Annotated in this window: 19 protein-coding genes; 14 read left to right on the top strand and 5 right to left on the bottom strand. The window is 36.0% G+C overall.

What is annotated here, in order from left to right; genetic code table 11:
- Nucleotides 1-11: 11 nt before the first annotated feature.
- The gene (gene hemH, locus FH036_RS09630) at nt 12-947 is read left to right on the top strand and encodes a ferrochelatase (RefSeq protein ID WP_000726775.1); all 936 of its coding nucleotides are present in this window, start codon (nt 12-14) and stop codon (nt 945-947) included.
- 19 nt (nt 948-966) lie between these two features.
- Nucleotides 967-2,388: a protoporphyrinogen oxidase gene (hemY, locus tag FH036_RS09625; protein ID WP_139895636.1), complete on the top strand. Its 1,422-nt coding sequence runs from the start codon at nt 967-969 to the stop codon at nt 2,386-2,388.
- 56 nt (nt 2,389-2,444) lie between these two features.
- Here the strand turns inward: hemY and FH036_RS09620 are convergent, their stop codons facing one another.
- Nucleotides 2,445-3,797, bottom strand: coding sequence for a DUF4026 domain-containing protein (locus tag FH036_RS09620; RefSeq protein WP_000453730.1), 1,353 nt, complete (start codon nt 3,795-3,797; stop codon nt 2,445-2,447).
- A 242-nt stretch (nt 3,798-4,039) separates the two neighbouring features.
- Between FH036_RS09620 and FH036_RS09615 the strand changes: the two genes are divergently transcribed.
- The 3 genes from FH036_RS09615 to FH036_RS09605 all read left to right on the top strand — a co-directional run bounded on the left by FH036_RS09615 (nt 4,040) and on the right by FH036_RS09605 (nt 7,249).
- Nucleotides 4,040-6,406 carry a DUF6359 domain-containing protein gene (locus FH036_RS09615; RefSeq protein WP_138322338.1) on the top strand — a complete coding sequence of 789 codons (2,367 nt, stop codon included), beginning with the start codon at nt 4,040-4,042 and terminating at the stop codon, nt 6,404-6,406.
- Between the two features lie 110 nt (nt 6,407-6,516).
- On the top strand, nt 6,517-6,819 hold the full coding sequence (locus FH036_RS09610) for a hypothetical protein (RefSeq protein WP_138322337.1): 303 nt from the start codon (nt 6,517-6,519) through the stop codon (nt 6,817-6,819).
- A gap of 130 nt (nt 6,820-6,949) precedes the next feature.
- Complete coding sequence (locus FH036_RS09605; RefSeq protein ID WP_139895767.1) at nt 6,950-7,249, top strand: hypothetical protein; 300 nt, start codon at nt 6,950-6,952, stop codon at nt 7,247-7,249.
- Nucleotides 7,250-7,321: 72 nt separating this feature from the next.
- Here the strand turns inward: FH036_RS09605 and FH036_RS09600 are convergent, their stop codons facing one another.
- Entirely contained in the window at nt 7,322-8,176 is an 855-nt protein-coding gene (locus FH036_RS09600) for a hypothetical protein (RefSeq protein ID WP_139895635.1), read from the bottom strand.
- A gap of 384 nt (nt 8,177-8,560) precedes the next feature.
- Between FH036_RS09600 and FH036_RS09595 the strand changes: the two genes are divergently transcribed.
- The 6 genes from FH036_RS09595 (at nt 8,561) to FH036_RS09565 (ending at nt 15,463) form a co-directional block, all read left to right on the top strand.
- A complete protein-coding gene (locus FH036_RS09595) occupies nt 8,561-9,916 on the top strand; it encodes an RNA-guided endonuclease TnpB family protein (protein ID WP_139895634.1) in 1,356 nt (451 codons plus the stop codon).
- Nucleotides 9,917-10,448: 532 nt separating this feature from the next.
- A complete protein-coding gene (locus FH036_RS09585) occupies nt 10,449-11,021 on the top strand; it encodes a TetR/AcrR family transcriptional regulator (RefSeq protein WP_000963375.1) in 573 nt (190 codons plus the stop codon).
- Nucleotides 11,022-11,235: 214 nt separating this feature from the next.
- A complete protein-coding gene (locus tag FH036_RS09580; protein ID WP_139895633.1) occupies nt 11,236-14,181 on the top strand; it encodes a YhgE/Pip domain-containing protein in 2,946 nt (981 codons plus the stop codon).
- A gap of 142 nt (nt 14,182-14,323) precedes the next feature.
- Nucleotides 14,324-14,539: a hypothetical protein gene (locus tag FH036_RS09575; RefSeq protein ID WP_139895632.1), complete on the top strand. Its 216-nt coding sequence runs from the start codon at nt 14,324-14,326 to the stop codon at nt 14,537-14,539.
- A 36-nt stretch (nt 14,540-14,575) separates the two neighbouring features.
- Nucleotides 14,576-14,881 (top strand): DUF2087 domain-containing protein, encoded by a 306-nt coding sequence (locus FH036_RS09570; protein ID WP_044792668.1) that lies wholly within the window; start codon nt 14,576-14,578, stop codon nt 14,879-14,881.
- 72 nt (nt 14,882-14,953) lie between these two features.
- Nucleotides 14,954-15,463 (top strand): GNAT family N-acetyltransferase, encoded by a 510-nt coding sequence (locus FH036_RS09565; protein WP_139895631.1) that lies wholly within the window; start codon nt 14,954-14,956, stop codon nt 15,461-15,463.
- Between the two features lie 404 nt (nt 15,464-15,867).
- Here the strand turns inward: FH036_RS09565 and FH036_RS27270 are convergent, their stop codons facing one another.
- Entirely contained in the window at nt 15,868-16,041 is a 174-nt protein-coding gene (locus FH036_RS27270) for a hypothetical protein (RefSeq protein WP_167495105.1), read from the bottom strand.
- Between the two features lie 39 nt (nt 16,042-16,080).
- Nucleotides 16,081-16,803, bottom strand: a complete 723-nt coding sequence (locus tag FH036_RS09560; RefSeq protein ID WP_000214840.1) for a hypothetical protein — start codon at nt 16,801-16,803, stop codon at nt 16,081-16,083.
- A 455-nt stretch (nt 16,804-17,258) separates the two neighbouring features.
- On the opposite strand from FH036_RS09560, the gene FH036_RS09555 reads away from it, so the two are divergent.
- Nucleotides 17,259-18,272: a LacI family DNA-binding transcriptional regulator gene (locus tag FH036_RS09555; protein WP_000103718.1), complete on the top strand. Its 1,014-nt coding sequence runs from the start codon at nt 17,259-17,261 to the stop codon at nt 18,270-18,272.
- A gap of 39 nt (nt 18,273-18,311) precedes the next feature.
- Here FH036_RS09555 and yhfH read toward each other — a convergent pair whose 3' ends face one another.
- Nucleotides 18,312-18,440, bottom strand: a complete 129-nt coding sequence (gene yhfH, locus FH036_RS09550) for a protein YhfH (RefSeq protein ID WP_000567010.1) — start codon at nt 18,438-18,440, stop codon at nt 18,312-18,314.
- Between the two features lie 180 nt (nt 18,441-18,620).
- On the opposite strand from yhfH, the gene FH036_RS09545 reads away from it, so the two are divergent.
- A complete protein-coding gene (locus FH036_RS09545) occupies nt 18,621-19,355 on the top strand; it encodes an MBL fold metallo-hydrolase (protein WP_139895630.1) in 735 nt (244 codons plus the stop codon).
- Between the two features lie 9 nt (nt 19,356-19,364).
- Nucleotides 19,365-20,354, top strand: coding sequence for a lipoate--protein ligase (gene lplA, locus FH036_RS09540; RefSeq protein WP_139895629.1), 990 nt, complete (start codon nt 19,365-19,367; stop codon nt 20,352-20,354).
- Nucleotides 20,355-20,557: the final 203 nt, after the last annotated feature.

The raw sequence follows: 20,557 nt of genomic DNA, 5'->3' as shown, positions 1-20,557 counted from the left end.
AGCATTGCTGTATGAAAAAGAAAATTGGTTTGCTTGTAATGGCATACGGAACGCCATATAAAGAAGAAGATATTGAACGTTACTATACACATATTCGCAGAGGAAGAAAGCCAAGTCCTGAAATGCTAGAAGATTTAACAGAGCGTTACCGTGCAATTGGTGGTATTTCTCCTTTAGCTACTATTACATTAGAGCAAGCTAAAAAGTTAGAGAAGCGTTTAAATGAAGTACAAGATGAAGTCGAGTACCATATGTATCTTGGCTTAAAACATATTGAACCGTTCATTGAAGATGCGGTGAAAGATATGCATAACGACGGTATACAAGATGCAATCGCACTTGTTCTTGCGCCGCACTATTCTACGTTTAGTGTAAAATCATACGTTGGACGAGCACAAGAAGAAGCTGAGAAACTTGGAAACTTAACAATTCATGGCATCGATAGCTGGTATAAAGAACCGAAATTTATCCAGTACTGGGTTGATGCAGTGAAAGGTATATATAATGGTATGTCAGACGCAGAACGTGAAAAAGCAGTATTAATCGTATCAGCTCACAGCTTACCAGAAAAGATTATTGCAATGGGCGATCCATATCCAGATCAATTAAATGAAACAGCTGACTATATTGCAAGAGGCGCTGAAGTAGCAAACTATGCAGTAGGCTGGCAAAGTGCAGGAAACACACCAGATCCTTGGATTGGTCCAGATGTACAAGATTTAACGAGAGAACTAAATGAAAAGCACGGTTATACTTCATTCGTATATGCACCAGTTGGATTTGTTGCGGAACATTTAGAAGTTTTATATGACAACGACTTTGAGTGTAAAGTTGTAACGGATGAAATTGGTGCGAAATATTATCGTCCAGAAATGCCAAATGCGTCGGACGCATTTATTGATTGTTTAACAGATGTTGTATTAAAGAAAAAAGAATCTGTACTGTAAGAAGAAAGGGGGAGCCTGCTTGAGGAAAAAAGTTGTGATCATCGGCGGAGGCATCACTGGATTAACAGCAATGTATAACTTACAAAAAAATATTCATGAAAAAAACTTGCCGATTGATACATTACTGATAGAAGCATCGGGTAAACTTGGCGGAAAAATTCAAACCGTTCGAAAAGATGGATTTACAATTGAGCGCGGACCGGATTCTTTCTTAGCACGAAAAGAAAGTGCAGCTAGATTAGCGAAAGAATTAGGTCTTGGCGATGAACTTGTAAATAATCAGGCCGGTCAATCATTTATCCTCGTAAACAATCGGTTACATAAAATGCCGAGCGGATCAATGATGGGAATTCCAACGCAAATTACGCCGTTTCTATTCTCCGGGCTGTTCTCCCCAATTGGTAAACTAAGAGCTAGTTTTGATCTATTAATGCCGAGGTCAAAGCCAGTATCTGACCAATCACTCGGACAATTTTTCAGACATCGTCTTGGAAACGAAGTGGTTGAAAACTTAATAGAACCGTTACTATCGGGTATTTATGCAGGGGATATTGATGAAATGAGCTTAATGTCAACATTCCCGCAAATGTATCAAATTGAGCAGAAACATCGCAGTATTTCACTCGGTATGCGCACGCTCGCTCCGAAAGAAGAGAAAGCTGAACCGAAAAAAGGAATCTTCCAAACAGTGAAAACAGGTTTAGAATCTATCGTAGAATCTCTCGAAGCAAAGATGCATGAAGGTACGATAATAAAGGGAACTCGCATTGAAAAAGTTGCAAAACAGGGTGATGGCTATACGATTACTCTTAGTAACGGAAAAGAAATAGAAGCGGACGCGGTCGTAGTGGCAAGTTCACATAAAGTATTGCCATCTATGTTTGCACAGTACAAGCAGTTTCGTTTCTTCCGCAACATTCCGTCCACATCAGTTGCGAATGTAGCAATGGCTTTCCCGAAATCAGCCATTCAGCGCGATATTGATGGTACAGGATTTGTTGTCTCTCGAAATAGTGATTATACAATTACAGCATGTACGTGGACGCATAAAAAGTGGCCACATACAACGCCAGAAGGAAAAACGCTTCTTCGATGTTACGTTGGACGACCTGGTGATGAAGCGGTTGTAGAACAAACAGAAGAGGAACTCGTGGAGCTTGTACTAGAAGACTTACGAAAGACGATGCATATTACAGAGAATCCAGAGTTTACAGTCGTAAGCCGCTGGAAAGAAGCAATGCCCCAATATACAGTAGGCCATAACGAGCGAATGAAGAAACTCACAACATTTATGGAAAAAGAGTTGCCAGGTATATACTTGGCAGGTAGTTCTTACGCTGGTTCTGGTCTTCCGGACTGTATTGATCAAGGTGAGAGGGCTGCAAAGCGTGTATTATCTCATTTGGAGAAAGTAATGCATGCTGAATTAATTGCACAATAAAATATAAAAAACGCCTTCAATCGTATTGAAGGCGTTTTGTTTGTTATATAAAATACTTATTCACCAATAAACATATATAAGTTATTTGGCTTTATAACGGCATCTCCTGCATAAATAACCCATTCTGTTAAGTCATCAAAATCTAAATGATAACTATTTCCTTCACTCATATCTTCTATAAAATATGGTTCATTAATGAGTATTCCTTGAATAAAGTCTTCTGTAATATGTTGCATTTCAAACCACATATGCTCGCTTTTACCCTCTTCATAGGAAACGCCAAACTTAGCGAGAAAACGAAACTCCTCATTTGATTGTTCAATTTGAAAAATGTTGCTGAAATACCCGAAAGTATTCTTCGCATTGTAAGCCATACGAGCCGTTTCACTATTTGTTTTATAAAACATGAGCCCTGTAGCTTCCTCGTGTTCTTTGAAAAAGCTTTCGATACATTCTTCTGAAGTATCAAATTTGAACAAGAGAACAGATGGCGATTGATGGTATTCATCTCGGTCATCCATCCCGCCTAAGAATGTGTTTTGTGCATCAATTGGCTGTAGCTTCACTTCTTCATCCTCAATTGAAGATAATTGATCCATCCTCGTTTTATGCCCAATATAAGATAAACCTTTTTCCCACGGCACAGCTACGGTATGTATAGAACCTTGCTGACTATGTGCGATAACGATAGGCTCATTCATAGGGACTTGTCCATTTTCAACGGCATTATTCGCAAATGTTTGAAAGAGGTCACCAATGCCATAGTAGGAAGAAATGCGATTTGGAATAATTAATTCTATTTCTGTTACGCCCGCTCTTAAAAGGCCGTGTGTATGAAACCAATATTGCGTAGGCTCACCTTCTTTATCGTCTTCATAAACAGAATGAATAACGTATAAGTCAGGAATGTCAGGTAATAATTCATTTTCAACGTGATATTCAATATAGCTTCTAGATATTACTTTCATTGCGGCACTTGAATCAATTACAAATAACAAATCTGGCGCAAGGTTCCATAAAAACTGTAACTGCTGGAAAAAGCAGTCCAGTACATCGCCTACAAATAGCGTACGGGTGAAAATTTCAGTACCGAAAGCCGCATCTTCAAAATTACGATCTACGATTGTAGAATCTTGTCTATTGTACATTTTATATTCTTCTGGGTCATTTGCCTCATCGATATGCAGTTCATACGGTATGACTTTATCGTCCATATGTAACTCCACGATAAGGCTTGTCTCATCACTATAAACAATTTTTAACTCATCAACTTTAGTAGCGATAGTTTCTAGCCGCTGTTTTAATTGCTCAATTGTAATTCTAGTCGGTATAACAGCAATCATATCTGAAAAATGACGTTCTAATGTTCCATTCATAGCTGCGCGGTATGTTTCTGTTTGCACTTCCATCCAATCACTCCTATTCAAATGAATTCATTTTCCATGCCAATAAAATTTCGATATTTTCTGTTTTTTGCTCTTTCATATTATAAAACGCATTCGTAGAAAGTGTAAAATTATTATTTTGTATGATAGTTTGAAAACGAGTAAATCAGATTAATTTTTTGTAAAACTTGTCGAAATACCATTCTATATAACGAATCATTTGTTATGATAGAAATGCTGAGAAAATATGAAATAGAGAGAGGAAAATGGCTGTGAAGAAATTGTTAAGTATCTTTTTATCATTCTTGCTATTGCTTTCATTTACTGGAACTTTAGCAAAGGCAGAAGAAACTACTTCTATGTCAGTAGAAAAAGCAATTCAAGTATTTAAGCAGCAAGGGAAAACAAAGGGGGTAGTGGGAGGATATATTGTCGGATATACGCAAAGTCCTTCTAAATACACGAAAGATCCAGCAAAGTTTGATGATACAAACGTAGCGATTGCGGATTCGCCAAATGAAACGAATCCAGACAAAATCATGCCTGTTCAGTTGCCAAAAGGCGATGTGAGGGCAGCAGTGAATGTAAAAGATCATCCTGAAAATATCGGAAAGAAAGTTAGTTTAACAGGGACGCTTGAATTATATTTTAGTAGCCCAGGTTTAAAATCAGTAACAGCTCATAAGTTTCAAGGAGAAGGACAAAACCGTGTTAGCGATGTAGTAGCTTCACCTAGTGGCGGAGAAGTTGCGAAAGGAACAGCGATAACGTTAACAACGAATACAGAAGGAGCAACAATCTATTACACGTTAGATGGTTCTAACCCTACAAATAAAAGTGTTCGTTATAATGGACAAATTATAGTGAATGAAAATAGTGTAGTGAAAGCAATTGCTGAAAAAGAAGGGCTTACTTCTTCAGCAGTTTCAACATTTTCATTTATTATCGTAAACAATGAGCCAGTTCGTATTCATGATATTCAAGGAAAATCACATATTTCTCCTTACAACGGGAAGAAAGTATACAATGTGGAAGGCGTTGTAACAGCACTTGATAAAAATGGTTTTTATATAGAAGATAATCAGCCAGATAATGATCCAGCTACTTCAGAAGGTATGTACGTATACAAAAAAGATGCAAATGTAGCAGTAGGAGATCTTATTCAAGTTGATGGAGTAGTAGAAGAATATGTTGGACCTGGATATGCAGAAAGGTTTGAAACAGACTTAACGACGACGGAAATTAAGGCGAGCCGCGTTGCTGTAATCGCAAACGATCAACCATTACCAGCACCGATTGTACTTGGAGAAAACGGTGTGAAAATCCCTGATCAAATTATCGATAATGATGCATTCGGTTTATTTGATCCAAATGAAGATGCAATCGATTTTTATGAAAGCATAGAAGGTATGCGTGTTACGATGCCAACGCCAAAAATTATTGCACCTCAGAAAAACGGAAATTTATATGTAACAGTAGAAAATGGCGGGAATAAAGTCGTAACGAAATATGGTACACCTGTATTAGATGAAAATCAATTAAACCCAGAGCGTCTTTCTGTAAAAGTACCTCGTGATTATGTAGCGAAAGTAGGAGATACTTTCACTGGAAATATAACAGGGGTAGTCGGATATGATTACGGTGCGTTCCGTATTTCACCAATAACGGAATTACCAACTGTAGTGGACGGTGGATTTAAGCAAGTAGGCGCAAATATTCAGCCTCGTCTTGATAAGTTAACAGTTGCTACATATAACATTGAAAACTTCTCGGCGAATAAAAAAGAAACAACAGATGAAAAAGTAAAGGCGTTAGCATATTCTATTAAATACAATTTAAAAATGCCAGATATTATCGGTGTAGAGGAAATGCAAGATAACAATGGATCAATTAATGACGGTACAACAGATGCTTCTTTAAGCGCAAAACGTATCATTGATGCAGTTTTAGAAATTCGCGGGCCAAAGTATGAGTATGTAGAAATTGCTCCACATAATAATCTAGACGGAGGAGCACCAGGAGCGAATATTCGCGTCGGTTTCTTCTACAATCCATCACGCGTGAAATTAGCAGCAGTACCGAAGTTACTTGATAAAAATGTCGTTCGCATTGGGGACGAAAACCCATTATTTGAAAGTACACGTAAACCGCTTGCGGCAGAATTTACGTTCCAAGGACAAAACGTTGTCGTCGTTGCAAATCACTTAAACTCAAAAATAGGAGATGCAACGCCATTTGGAAAAGTGCAGCCGCTCATATTAAAGAGTGAAGAAAAACGAGTTCAATTGGCACAAGAAGTAAATCAATTCGTACAAGGTATTCAGAAAAAGAATACGAATGCACCAGTTGTTGTGTTAGGGGATATGAACGATTTTGAGTTTGCTAAACCACTAAAAGCACTAGAAGGAACAAACTTAAAGAATATGTTAAACACAGTGCCGAAAGAGAACCGTTACACGTACATTCATGAAGGAAATGCGCAAGTGTTAGATCATATTTTAGTAACAAACAACATCGCACCACACACAATTGTAGATCCAGTACATTTAAACTCAAACATTATGAAAGAACATGGACGTGTAAGTGACCACGACCCAGTACTTGCTCAAATCGATTTGAAGAAAGCTTCTTAAATCGTTGTAAAAAACGCTTAGAAATATACTAAGCGTTTTTTACATTATTAGGGATTTTTATGGTAAAATAGATTGAATATTCACTTTTTAATGCTAGGAGGTGTAGACATATGGTAGCCCAACTAAACGGGAAATTCATGAATCAACTAGCGATTTTTTTAAGCATACTTATAATAATTAAGTTTCTAGCTGATGTAACAGGACTTACGCAATCGTTAGGTATGTATTATTCAGGCATGTTAAGCAATAACATCGCTTATACAGCATTCGGTCTATCAGTGATTTTTACTATATTGGGTATTAAAAAGGAATTAAGTAAATATGCAATTATTTCACTATGCTTGGCGATAGGAATTCAAATTATATATGCAGTAGTTTTTGTAGTTTTATGGATGTTGGCAGGGACACCGTAAATTTTATAAATAGAAAAGCCTGTATTTACTAAAGGTTTTTCTATTTTTTATTAATTAAAATTATAAGCAAGCCATTTTTATAAAATTCATGGCAAAGCCAATCGAATATTTCGTCTTTAGGGAGGCGACGATGCAAGTACAAACAAATGGAAAATTAATAAATCAGCTTGCGATTTTTTTTAGTACAATCGTCATGCTTCAATTTGTAGCTGAGGTAACAGGACTTACTCAAAATTTGGACATTACGTATAACTTAATCAATACAGCATTTTCTTACATAACGTTTAGTTTGGCAGTCATTTTTACATTAATAGGTGCAAGAAGAGAATTAAGTAAATATGCAATTATTTTATTATGTTCAGTTGTAGGTATTAAAGCGATTTATTTTGCGGTATTCGTTATTTTATGGGGATTGGCTGGTACGCCGTAAAGGGGAAGATAATAATAAGAGCGTAATTCCCTAAGTTATCTTAGGAAATTACGCTCTTATTCATTCAATGATTTAGTCTGAAATTGCTTGAAACGCTTTTCTGCATCGATCTCTTTTTTGCAGTCTTCTTCTATATTTTTTTCTATCTCGCTTTACTCCTTGTATATACATGAATAAGCTAACGAGAAGGAAGAAAGTACATTGCATCGTTAAAATGTACGGTGACATGCCTTGCAATGGTTGCTTTGGGTCATATAAATGAAAAGGTGCTCCGCCTATTGTAGGGAATATTGTATTTAGCAGGACGTACGGAATGGAGGCCACTGCAAATGGAAAGAGAATTGCCATATAGTCCTTTTGTGACCATACAGATGCAGCAAGTCCTAAAAGGGCCATTAAACCTGCAAATAAAAAATTAATTCCGATATATACAGTAATGTAAGTGAGAGGCGAATCTAAATATAGGTTTGCGAACATTCCATCATCATTGATGATACCTGAACCAGCCGTAGGTGTTCCGTCTGGAATGGTTAATTTGCAAAATAATAACGATAACATGAATGGAAGCGTATAAAGAAATCCTCCGCAAAAAAACGTAACGATATATTTCGCTACTGAATAAGGAAAGATAGAAATCCCCTTACTCACAAACGGTTTAAAACCATCTGACTTATCGGAATTGTAACTTGTACTAAAGGGGAAACTCGCAATAACGGGCATTAATAATAAATAAACATCCATTTCATTGTCGCGAAACCCAATCCATTTTAAATCTGTTGATATAGGACCATTCGCTGCGTCTCCTAAATAACGAATGACATAATAATAGTGATAAATGCAAATAAGAACAAATCCACTAAGCATCATAATTAAAGAAATACGACTACAAAAAGCTTGCTTTATATTTAAACGAAGCGCACGCATCATGACTGAAAAAGCCTCCACTGTTTTAATAAACTTGTCTATTTTCTATATTACTATTAAATGTAAAGATTTTCTTGTTTTTTTATCCTTTTTGGCAAGAAGGCTTCATTTGATTTGTGCTATGGGTGAAATCCAAAAATTCAGGTGGAGATGAATTGCCGGCAGCAGGTAGGCGAAACAATTTTGTTTCTTTTGTCTTACGATATAATCTGCCCTAGATAAGGAGGGAATATATCGTAGGACAACGAAATTGAATAATGATAATCATAATCATTTGGCTGCTTGAACCAAAAGGAATTATGATGAAGAACATGTTCGCATTTTGTTCCCAATATTGATTTGTCAAAAATAATTTTAATGAATGCTCTAAGAAAAGTGGTGAAAACAATGGCTAGAAAGAAAGCGGTAAAAGTATTACGGAAACAAAAGAAGAGAGAAAATATGCAACGCTTCACGCAGAAACAGAATATCGGACGAGCTTGCCTCACAGCTAAAGAATTTCGTTTACTTCAGCGCATGTCACATAGTTCAAAAGCGTTGCGAAATGTTGGATTGTACACGATGAAACAAAGTTACTTGAACAATAAAAAGGTGGCTACTGTCAAAGAAGTAGACACTGCCATGCAGGATGATATGAACTACTCGGGCATGCAATCGAACTCTGTTCAAGCGATTCGTAGAGCCTTATTTACAGAAGTGAAGAGCTTTTTTAAAGCATTGGAACAGTGGAAGAAAACTCCTGAGAAGTTCACAGGTCGTCCGAAGTTTCCAAATTATTCTCGTTCCACTGACAAACGAATTATTGAAATCTATCAAGTTCCAAAAGTGGATGAGAACGGGTATTGGATGATTCCGATGAATGTTGCATTTAGAAAAAAATTCGGTTCCATTAAAATATGCATGCCTAAAAACTTAAGAAATAAAAAAATCTCCTACATTGAAATTGTACCGAAGCAAAAAGGTCGGTTCTTTGAGGTGCATTATACATATGAAATGCACATTTCTCAAATGAAGAAACTATCCACGACTACGAGTAACGCTTTGAGTTGCGATTTAGGTGTAGATAGATTAGTGAGTTGCGCAACGAATACAGGTGATACGTTCTTAATTGATGGAAAAAAATTAAAATCTATTAACCAATACTTCAACAAAACGATACGTAATCTCCAGCAGAAAAATATAGAAAATGGGCTTTCGAAACGCGTTGTAACGAATCAAATGGCTGCACTTTGGCATAAACGAGAAAGGCAAATAAATGGTTACATTTCACAAACAGTAGGTCTGTTGTTCAAAAAAGTGAAAGCATACAATATAGATACGATTGTCGTAGGATATAACGCTGGTTGGAAACAAAAATCTGATATGGGAAAAAAGAATAATCAAAAGTTTGTTCAAATCCCCTTTTATAAACTGATGGCAGCGATTGAGAATAAATGTATAAAAGAAGGTATCCTATTTTTAAAACAAGAAGAAAGCTATACTTCAAAAGCTAGTTTTCTGGATAAAGATCCGGTTCCAGTTTGGTCTAAGGGCGATAAGACTCATTATCTTTTTAGTGGAAAACGAATCACTCGTGGTCTGTACCAAAGTAAAATAGGAACATGTATCCATGCTGATATTAATGGTGCGCTGAATACATTGCAAAAATCCAGAGTTGTAGAATTGGATGACAATCTTAAAGTGAAAACGCCGATTCTATTAGAAGTGCAAAAACGTAAGGCTGTTGCCTCGTGCATAGCTTAGTGGGTGCGTCAACCATCCATGTGTACCCGACTTGTCGGGGCTTGTAGCACACGCCAGATTCACCTGAGTGGTGGCTTCTTCTGCAAGGAAGAATTGCTCTTTTTCGAAAGGGTGGTGCAAGTGGGAAAACAATCGTTCGTTGCCAGTACCGACCAAAAACTTACTTGGGGTGTTACCATAAGGTGGCATGAATGCTAGAGCGTCAAACTGTCTAGCGATAGACGAAAAGACCTAGTGTTTGAACTCAAGCCCCCACTGAAACGCTTTATCTCAGTGGGGGTAGTTGACTTGATTATTTGAAAAAAAGGGAAATTTGTTGTTTGTAAGTAAGGTTTAGCTGTATATCTCAAGAACACCTTTTCCTTTTCTCTTTTCTTCTGATAAACTATGGACAGTATGATATAACTTGACTGGAATTTTTTATACTGGAAATAATAAAAAAGAGAACTTGTATACAATGTAAGCGTGTGGTAATATCAAAGATGTACTGATTGACTATATTATCCAATTGGTCATTTTTGGAGGTGAAGATGTGGCGATAGATCGAAAACGTTCTATTATTGAGGCTGCAACAAAGTCTTTTTCAGCATTCGGTTATAAAGCAACAACGATGGATCAAGTAGCGAAGTTAGCGAATGTAGGAAAAGGAACGATTTATACTTTTTTCAAAAATAAAGAAGAGCTATTTGGCGAGATTATTTCTAATTTAATTACAGAAATGAAGCAAGTTGCAGAAAATGCAATTCGTTCAGATGTTTCATTTTTTGAAAATGTACATAGAGCATTATATAGCATATTAGAATTCAGAAAAGAACATCAGCTCATGATTAAGTTAATTCAAGAAGAGCGCGATATGGGAACGAAAGAAGTACAAGAAGTGATGCAACAAGTAGATGTGGAAATCGTTTCTGTCATTCAATCGTATTTAAAGATTGCGATTGATAAAGGTGAAATTAGCAAATGTGATCCAGAAATTACAGCATTTATTATGCTTCGCTTATACGTATCGCTTATTTTTGATTGGGAAAAAAATCATGAACCGCTAGAAAAAGAAAAAATTGCAGAATTATTTGAACTTTATTTATTAAAAGGATTGTCAAACTAAGATAATCCTTTTATTATTATAAAAAGTGACCAATCGAACGAAATGGTCATACATTTGATTTAGGAGGGATAATAGAAATATTCACTTCATATTAAGAAACAGTTGCATAGTATAAATTCGGAGATAAGGCATATGTATGAATCAGTATAGCCTTTTTGTTTGGGTAAAAATGACCGATTGAACAATTTGGTCATTTTAAAAAGGGGGAGAAATGATGAAAGGAAATCAGTTACTTCGTAAAGAGTTCACACAAATTATAAAAAGTAAAAAAATATTAATTCCAATTATCGCGGTTCTATTCGTACCAATTTTATATGCAGGTATGTTTTTATGGGCCTTTTGGGATCCATATAAACAGTTAGATGATTTGCCAGTGGCGGTAGTCAATTTAGATAAAGGTGCAGTATTTGATGGGAAACCAATTGAGGTCGGAAAAGGGCTTGTTGATAATTTAAAAGATAATACCAGTTTTAAATGGGAGTTTGTAAGTGAAAAAGAAGCGAAAAAAGGAATGGAAGGCAGAAAGTATTACATGTTAGTACGCATTCCAGATGACTTCTCAAGTAACGCTACAACATTATTAAAAGATGAACCAAAACCATTAAACTTAGAATATATTCCAAACGAAAGCTTAAACTTCTTATCTTCACAAATTGGCGGAACAGCCATTGAAAAAATTAAAGGTGAAGTATCAAGTACGTTAACGAAAACATATGCAGAGAAAATGTTTGATTCTATTCAAGATGTCTCAAAAGGATTAGCAGATGGGGCGGAAGGGGCAAGCAAACTACACGACGGATCAAGTGAGCTGCATGATGGTTCAAGTAAAGTAACGGATGGCCTTCATACACTTCAAGGGAAGTCTGGAGAGATGAAGGATGGAGTTCAGAAATTAGCAGATGGATCTAATAAATTAGTAGATGGGTCAGGAAAAGTAACAAATGGTTTAAATACGCTAAATAGCAAGACAGGTGAAATGCAGATAGGTATCGGGAAATTAGTAGACGGATCGGGAAAAGTAACAGATGGTTTACATGTATTAAATAGCAATGCAGGTATCGGAAAATTAATAGACGGGTCTGGAAAAGTAACGAACGGTTTAAATACGTTAAATAGTAAAACCGGTGAGATGCAGACAGGTATCGGAAAATTAATAGATGGCTCTGGAAAAGTAACAGACGGTTTAAATACGTTAAATAGCAAAACAGGTGAAATGCAAAAAGGAATTGATGAATTGCATGATGGATCGGAGAAAGTGACCGGGGGTTTGAACAAATTAGTAAGTAAATCCGGTGAATTAAAAATAGGAACAACTGACCTATCAAATGGTATGGAAGCACTTGTTGAAGGGCAAAGACAATTAGAAAAATGGTCTCAAGAGATTCAAAAGGGATTGCAAGATTTAAGTAGTAACGTACAAAAATCTACTGCAGCTTTAGAGGAAATGCAGTCAAAAGACCCTGCTATATTGAGTACAGTAAATGAGAAAATAGATGGAGCTGGGGCGAATGTAAATCAGTTAAATGAACTTACGCAATCAACAGCAGGAGATGCAAAAAATGCAGCACAAGATGTAGCGAATTTACAAAAGCAAATTGAAAGTTTACCAAAAGAATATCAAGAGCAGTTACAACCATTCGTAACAAGTGCCATAAAAAATACAACAACAGTTCAGCAAAAAGCTGCCGGAGTAGCAGGCGGAACAAATAAATTAAATGAAGAAGTAAAACAATTAAAAGGTGAAATAAATCAAAAAACAGGTAATGGACAAAGCAAATTACCGAATCCAGCAGAATTACAATCTTTAACTGTTGGTATTGAGCGATTATCCAGTGCACAAACAGGGTTTGTTGAAAAATTCCAAGGGTTTGGTGTGAAATTAAATAATGCTAAAGAAGGGGCAAATACATTAAAAAACGAATCAGGTCACTTAATTGATGCGATAAATCAATTAGCAGATGGCTCGGATAAAGTAACGGGTGGATTAGGTGCATTATCTGCAGGAGCAAATCAAATGGCAGGTGGTGTAAATCAGTTAGCAAATGGCTCAAGCCAAGTAACAGGCGGTTTAGGAACATTATCTGCAGGGGCAAATCAAATGGCAGGTGGCGTAAATCAATTAGCAAATGGCTCAAGCCAAGTAACAGGTGGTTTAGGAACATTATCTGTAGGAGTATCCAAATTAGCAGATGGCTCAAAGCAAGTAACAGGAGGTTTAGGATCATTATCTGTAGGAGTAAACCAAATGGCAGGTGGAGTAACCCAATTAGCAGATGGCTCTGGTCAAGTAACAACTGGCATAGGTACGCTAAATGGTGGTCTAAATAAAATGTCAACTGGCTCAACCCAGCTAATCGACGGCGTAAATAAACTAGCAGACGGATCAGGAAAAGTAACGGATGGCCTTGTAAAAGTAAACGACGGTTCAGGTGAACTTGCTGAGAAACTTGGCGAAGGAGCAGAGAAAACTGGTGAAGTAAAAGGAACAGATAAAACGTATGATATGTTTGCAAGTCCTGTAAAAGTGAAGACGGAGAAAATGGCGGAAGTTCCTAACTACGGAACTGGATTTACACCGTACTTCTTATCACTCGGTTTATTCGTTGGGGCATTATTATTATCTATCGTATATCCATTACGTGATACAGTGGGCGTTCCAAAATCAGGATTTAGTTGGTTTATTAGTAAGTTCGGTGTGTTACTATCAGTCGGTATTATTCAAGCGGTAGTAGCGGATGTGATATTACTATTCGGATTAGGTGTAGAAGTACAAAGTATTCCGTATTTCATACTTTTTAGCATCGTTACAAGTTTAGCGTTTATCGCATTAATTCAATGTTTAGTAACAGCATTTGGTGATGCAGGGCGTTTCATCGCCATCATCACATTAATTATTCAGCTTACAACAAGTGCCGGAACATTCCCGCTAGAATTGATTCCGAAGTTTTTACAACCATTCAATGCTTGGTTACCGATGACATACTCTGTATCTGGATTGAAAGCAGTCGTATCAAGTGGAGACTTTAACTTCATGTGGCAAAACATAGGAATACTCATGATTTTCATCGTTGCATTATCACTTGGAACAATTGCCTCCTTAACTTGGATGCACAAACGACAATTTAGAAATATTGCGGAAAATCAATCGATTGAAGCGTAGAAAAAAGCACCTTTTCGGTGCTTTTTTATTGTAATGCAGGGCATTTTTTTGTAGTTCGGCTATGAATCTGTCTAAAAACTATAGAAACGAAAGAAAAGGAATTACAACAATTTAAAGAGAAAACTAGAATAGAGGAGCTGATATGATGAAAGGAAAGCTTACTTATTATTTTATCTTAAATCCGCTAATCATCTTTCTTGTTTACGCCCTTTCACCTATCTTGTTTCATAAAGAAATATATATAAATATGAAAGATGCACTAGGAATACTTGTAGTTTACTATGTGCTTATTAGTGGGTATTACTTTATGGATGTTGTAAGTGAAAGAATGAAGAAGAATAGTAAGGACAAACAATAAAGTCTTATTGTATAAAAATTAATGGAGGACAATAAAATGACTGACAGTGAAATGAAATTTAGGGATGCGACCATTCGTAACTTTTTTGATAAAGAGGACCGTTTAAAATCGATTCCAGGTCAAAAGAAGAAAAAACTAGTATTGTTAGAGTATTTAATTAGCAAGTTAAATGCGGAGAATCAGTATACGGAAAAAGAAATCAATGCATTCATCAAACAATATCATGACGATTTTTGTACGATTAGACGCGAGTTTATTGTACACGGGTTTATGGATCGTGAGGATAATATGTACCGTATAAATGGGAGAGAAGTTTGGACGAAGTGGGAGGAGTTAAAATAATGAATCAGAAGGGGAATCCTTACGTTATCTATTTTTCTTTGTAGCTTTTAGAAAAAGGTATGAGGTGATTCAGTGATACGCTTAGCAAAAGAGATTGATGCGGAATCAATTATAGATATTAGAAAAGAAATTATATTATCGAAAACTACTACAAAGTTTTTTATAGTATCTCCAAATAAATTACAAAATGATATTGATGCAGAAAAAGAAAAGATACGGAAAAGCAATGAAAAGGGTAATCTTTACATAGTTTATGAAGTAGATAAAAAAGTGGTTGGCTTTTTAATTTTCAATCGATATGAATTAGACCGCTTACGACATGCAGGTACAATGGGAATGGGGATTAAGGAGGCGTACTGTAATCAAGGCATTGGTACGAAGCTAATTGAATTTCTTATTCGTTGGGCTAAAGAGCAGAAAGGTTTAGAGAAAATTTGCTTAGGCGTAGTTTCTATTAATGATAGGGCGATTAAGGTGTATAAACGTATGGGATTTGTAGAGGAAGGAAGACAAAGGAATCAAATTAAATATGAAGATGGATCTTATGGAGATGATGTATTGATGGGGTTTTATATTGAGTGAAATTTAATAAAGGATATATTAATATGAAATCCAGCACCAATATATTATTTAATCTTGATGTTCTACAGGAAATCTTATATAGGATTATGGTCAATAGTAGCTAGGATAAGTATTACTTCTAGATGTTGTTTTATCAATTAGGTATGGTGCAGGGGATTATTTTTAATTTTGGTTATTATAGGGTACAGCAACCAGTCTGAATTGCACCATTTACTCAAGAAAAAATGCAGACTAGTTGCGTATGCCATTTATTGAATCATCTAGTAAAAGTCGAGTGAACCCTTTTAAAGAGTGGAAGAGGTACTACTTAGAAAATAAAGGTATAGAACAGATCTAGTAGGTACAGTTAATAGCGAGGAAATTAAAAGTAGTTTAGGAGTTTTCCCCTATTTTTTATAGGGTAATTATAAATAGAAAATATCATAATTTTTTTCAGGATTGTCGTCATCAATAACATTATACTTCCATCTAGGATCATTCTTATCAATACAAGTCACTTCATGGCTGTTTTTTTTACAATGATTTTTGTGTTTTTTGTTATTACAACAACGGAATGATTTTGTTTTTTTCTTTATCATATTTAATGTGGTCCCCTTTCTTTTTTAGTAGAACTAGTATTAGTTTTGTACTATTACAATGGTACTTTGTCTAGCAATATCACATTGTTCTGTTGCAATTTGAGTATTATTAGTTACAACGGGATACATTATGTTATTGGGATCCGCACTATGTCCGGGGGATTCGAATGTTACATCGCCTGTTATCGGATCAAATTCTCTATATGGACCTGTTGGATCACTATTATCAAAAATTTGATTATTGTTATTGTTAGGATCAGTTATAATGCGAGTTAGTAAATTATGCCCAGCTTCGTGTGCAAATACATTCGTTTGAAAACCACCATCTGTAATGACTATTTCTCCAATGATTTGATAATCATTCGGACTATTATAACGCAATAATTGAGGTCCACCATAACCAATAACATTTAATAAGTTACCATTGTTATCACGATCTGCAAAATGATCTCCACTTAGATAAACGATATATATTCCAATAGCACCGTTTCTCCTACTTCTCACCTGGTTGATTAAAGTGCGTGTAGAGGTGTTTGGTCCAAGTGCCGTTTCACTTAACATATCACTTGCATTAATGGTAATATGGTTTGCATTAAATGTTCCTGCTGCTACAAAGTTTATACAATTCTCCCCATTAATCCTCCAGATTTCATTAGCTCTATTGACGTCATCATTTAATCTAGTACGACGTTGCTCTCGGTTATTACTGGACGCAGATCCTAAGGTGAAAATACCATAAACATTAACTGTATAAGTTGTCATTTTTTTATGAACTCCTTTTCATTTCTAGCATATAAATCAGTTCAATTGGATTATTTTGTACTTTCTATATAAATATTCAAAAGACAAGTTTATGCTTGTCCTATTGCCTATAAACATAAAGAAATGTTCCAAATTTACATAGCGCTAATATTAATTAAACGGTATAAATTAGAAATCTTTTTTTAGAAGTATGATAGAAATTTGTTTTTGAGGTAAGTGAGGGCATGACGTGTGGTCAAACAAGAGTATGTAAGTTTAATTTTGAGTGAGAGGAAGGGGGAGTAATTTTTATTTATTGTGAAATTCTCAAAGTAGTATATATTCCTGTAAATAACAGACTTTTCCCTATGTATAATATTAATATAGTAAAATCATAACAACCCATATTGCAGTTTCCAATAATATACTATATAATCAATTTAAGAAAACGTTTTCATGCAAAGGGGGAGAATTTCGTGTCGACTATAGAGGACGTGGCGAAATTAGCGGGGTTATCAAGGACAACGGTTTCTAGGGTGATTAATAATCATCCATATGTTTCAGATGAGAAGAAAAAAAGGGTTCAATTAGCAATGAAGCATTTAGGCTTCGTTCCTAATTCTGCGGCGAGAAGGCTTCGTAAACAAAAGACGGAAACAATTGCGGTGCTAGTTCCAAGGATTACAAATCCTTTCTTCAGTAGATTTATTGAAGCGATCGAGATTGCTGCTTCTGAACATAAATATAAACTGATTATTTGTCAAACAAGATATTTACCGGAAAAAGAGATGGAGTATTTACAATTATTATCTACGAAACAAGTAGATGGGATTATTCTATGTTCACTAGAAAATCCGTGGGAAGATGTAGAGCCATACTTACAACACGGTCCAATCGTGTTATGTAATGAATATATTGAGGAAGCAAATATTCCAACAGTGAAGTTTGATCATGCGCAAGGAGCATACATAGCTGCTAAGCATGTGTTAGAACAAGGATATCGTAATCTTATTTTTTGCCGTGGTAACGAAACTAAAGTGGTTAGCCAACAGCGAAAAATGGGCTTTTTACGTGCAATAACGGAGAAGAGCCGCCAAGTAGAAGCGATTGATTTTCTTGAAAACGCTTTCTCTTGGGAAGATGGAAAACGAATATTCCATGAAGTATTAAAGGACAAAAAAAATCCTACCGCGATTTTGGCAGGAGGCGATGAGGTAGCAGCTGGAATTATTTCAGAGGCGAAACGCCATGACTGGAGCATTCCAGATGATCTCGCTGTTATCGGTTTTGATAATCAAATTTTATCACAGATTACAGAGCCAGGTATTACGACAATTGAACAGCCAATCGATGAGATGGCCCGAAAAGTTGTCGACCTGATGATGGATAAAATCCATACGAAAAATTATCGAAAAAAAGAATTGTATGAGTTTGAACTGGAGCTCTTGGTGAAAGGTTCAACGATGAAGGATACGATGTTATTAGCCTAGTAGACTATGTCTGCTAGGTTTTTTTCTGTTCACAAACTACTATTCTTCGTGAACGCAGTCATCACATTTGTTATGGTATGCTTCGTGTTGCTCATCAATTTCTTTCCCGCAGTGCGCACAAGTTTTCGTCGGTAAATTTCTGAAAAACTCCATTGGTTGATCGATCATGTCAATCCCTCCATTTCCATTTCTTACTATCATTGTATTAGTACAAAAAATAAAAGTCAATAACTGTTTTATAACAAAATTGAAAATTAATGAAAAAGTTTAGGAAATGGATTATAGTTAACAATGTAGAATGTAAGTGAAACATGCATTTCTACTCGGTTTTAGAAAGGATGGATACATATGAAAATGACTGTTGTCGGCTTTTGGGGCGGTTTTCCAGAAGCGGGAGAAGCAACGTCGGGGTATTTGTTTGAACACGATGGTTTTCGTTTACTTGTAGACTGTGGTAGTGGTGTACTAGCACAGCTTCAAAAATATATAACACCATCTGATATAGATGCAGTTGTACTTTCGCACTATCATCACGATCATGTTGCAGACATTGGGGTATTGCAATATGCGAGACTAATTACGAGTGCGACAAAGGGACAACTACCGGAACTACCAATATACGGTCATACGTTTGATGAGAGTGGATTTCATTCTTTAACGCATGAACCGCATACGAAAGGAATCGCGTACAATCCAGAAGAAACACTTCAAATTGGACCGTTCTCGATCTCATTCTTAAAAACTGTTCATCCTGTTACATGCTTTGCGATGCGTATTACAGCAGGTAATGACGCTGTAGTATATAGCGCTGATTCCAGTTATATTCCTGAATTTATTCCATTCACAAAAGATGCTGATCTTTTCATTTGTGAGTGTAATATGTATGCACATCAAGAGGCGGCGAAAGCAGGGCATATGAATAGTACAGAAGTAGCAAGTATTGCGAAAGATGCGAATGTAAAAGAACTTTTATTAACGCACTTACCGCATACAGGCACCCCATCTGATTTAGTAACAGAAGCAAAACAAATTTTCAGTGGCCATATTACGCTAGCGCATAGTGGCTACGTATGGAACTCATGAGGTGATACGATGTTATTTATTGATAATAAAGGAATTACAGATCCTAGAATAAACTTAGCAATTGAAGAATATTGTGTGAAGAATTTAGATATTAACGAAACGTATTTACTGTTCTACATTAACGAACCTTCTATTATTATTGGTAAAAACCAAAACACAGTAGAAGAAATTAATGCAGATTACGTAAAAGAAAAAGGGATTCATGTCGTTCGTCGTCTATCAGGCGGAGGCGCAGTATATCATGATTTAGGAAACTTAAACTTCAGCTTTATTACGAAAGATGATGGAGACAGTTTCAGCAACTTCAAAAAATTCACAGAGCCTGTAACGAAAGCGCTTGGTAAATTAGGCGTAAATGCGGAACTAAGTGGTCGTAACGACATTTTAGCTGAAGGTAGAAAAATTTCAGGTAACGCGCAGTTCTCAACGAAAGGTCGTATGTTCAGTCACGGTACGTTACTATTTGACTCTGAAATCGATCACGTCGTATCAGCGTTAAAAGTAAAAATGGATAAGATTCAATCAAAAGGTATTAAATCAATCCGTAGCCGCGTTGCGAACATTACAGAATTCTTAAACGAAAAAATGACGACAGAAGAGTTTAGACAACTTCTTCTAGAAACAATTTTCGAAGGGGAAACAGAAATTCCGACGTACGAATTAACAGAACATGATTGGAAAGAAATCCATAAACTATCTGAAGAACGTTACCAAAATTGGGACTGGAACTACGGAAAATCTCCGAAGTTCAACTTACAACATTCACACCGCTTCCCAGTTGGACAAGTTGATGTTCGTCTGGAAGTGAAAAAAGGAACAGTAACAGAATGTAAAATTTATGGTGACTTCTTCGGTTCATTAGATGTGCACGATATTGAAGAACGTCTAACAGGCGTACAATTTGATAAAGATGCATTCACTACAGCTTTAGAAGGCGTAGATATTAAACGCTACTTCGGTAATATTACAACAGAAGATTTCTTACATGTATTCTTCTAAAAATGAGAGAGGTTGTCATAAAAGGCAGCCTCTTTTTTTGGCGTAGATTGTCGCGTTTTGTCGGTAAGTCGATATATTCGGAAAATCGCTGATATATTTCGAGTTACGGTCGATATATTGGTTCCGTCAAGAAGTCTGTGTAATTTGATAAGGCCCAATACATTGGTTTATCCAGTATGAATTTATAATGATTTGGTATGTGA

Origin of the sequence: Bacillus sp. CD3-5, assembly GCF_006349665.1 — a bacterium.
In the GTDB taxonomy this organism is placed as follows: Bacteria; Bacillota; Bacilli; order Bacillales; family Bacillaceae_G; genus Bacillus_A; species Bacillus_A paranthracis.
Note: the sequence above shows the minus strand (reverse complement) of the source record. Positions and strands in the feature narration are given on the sequence as shown.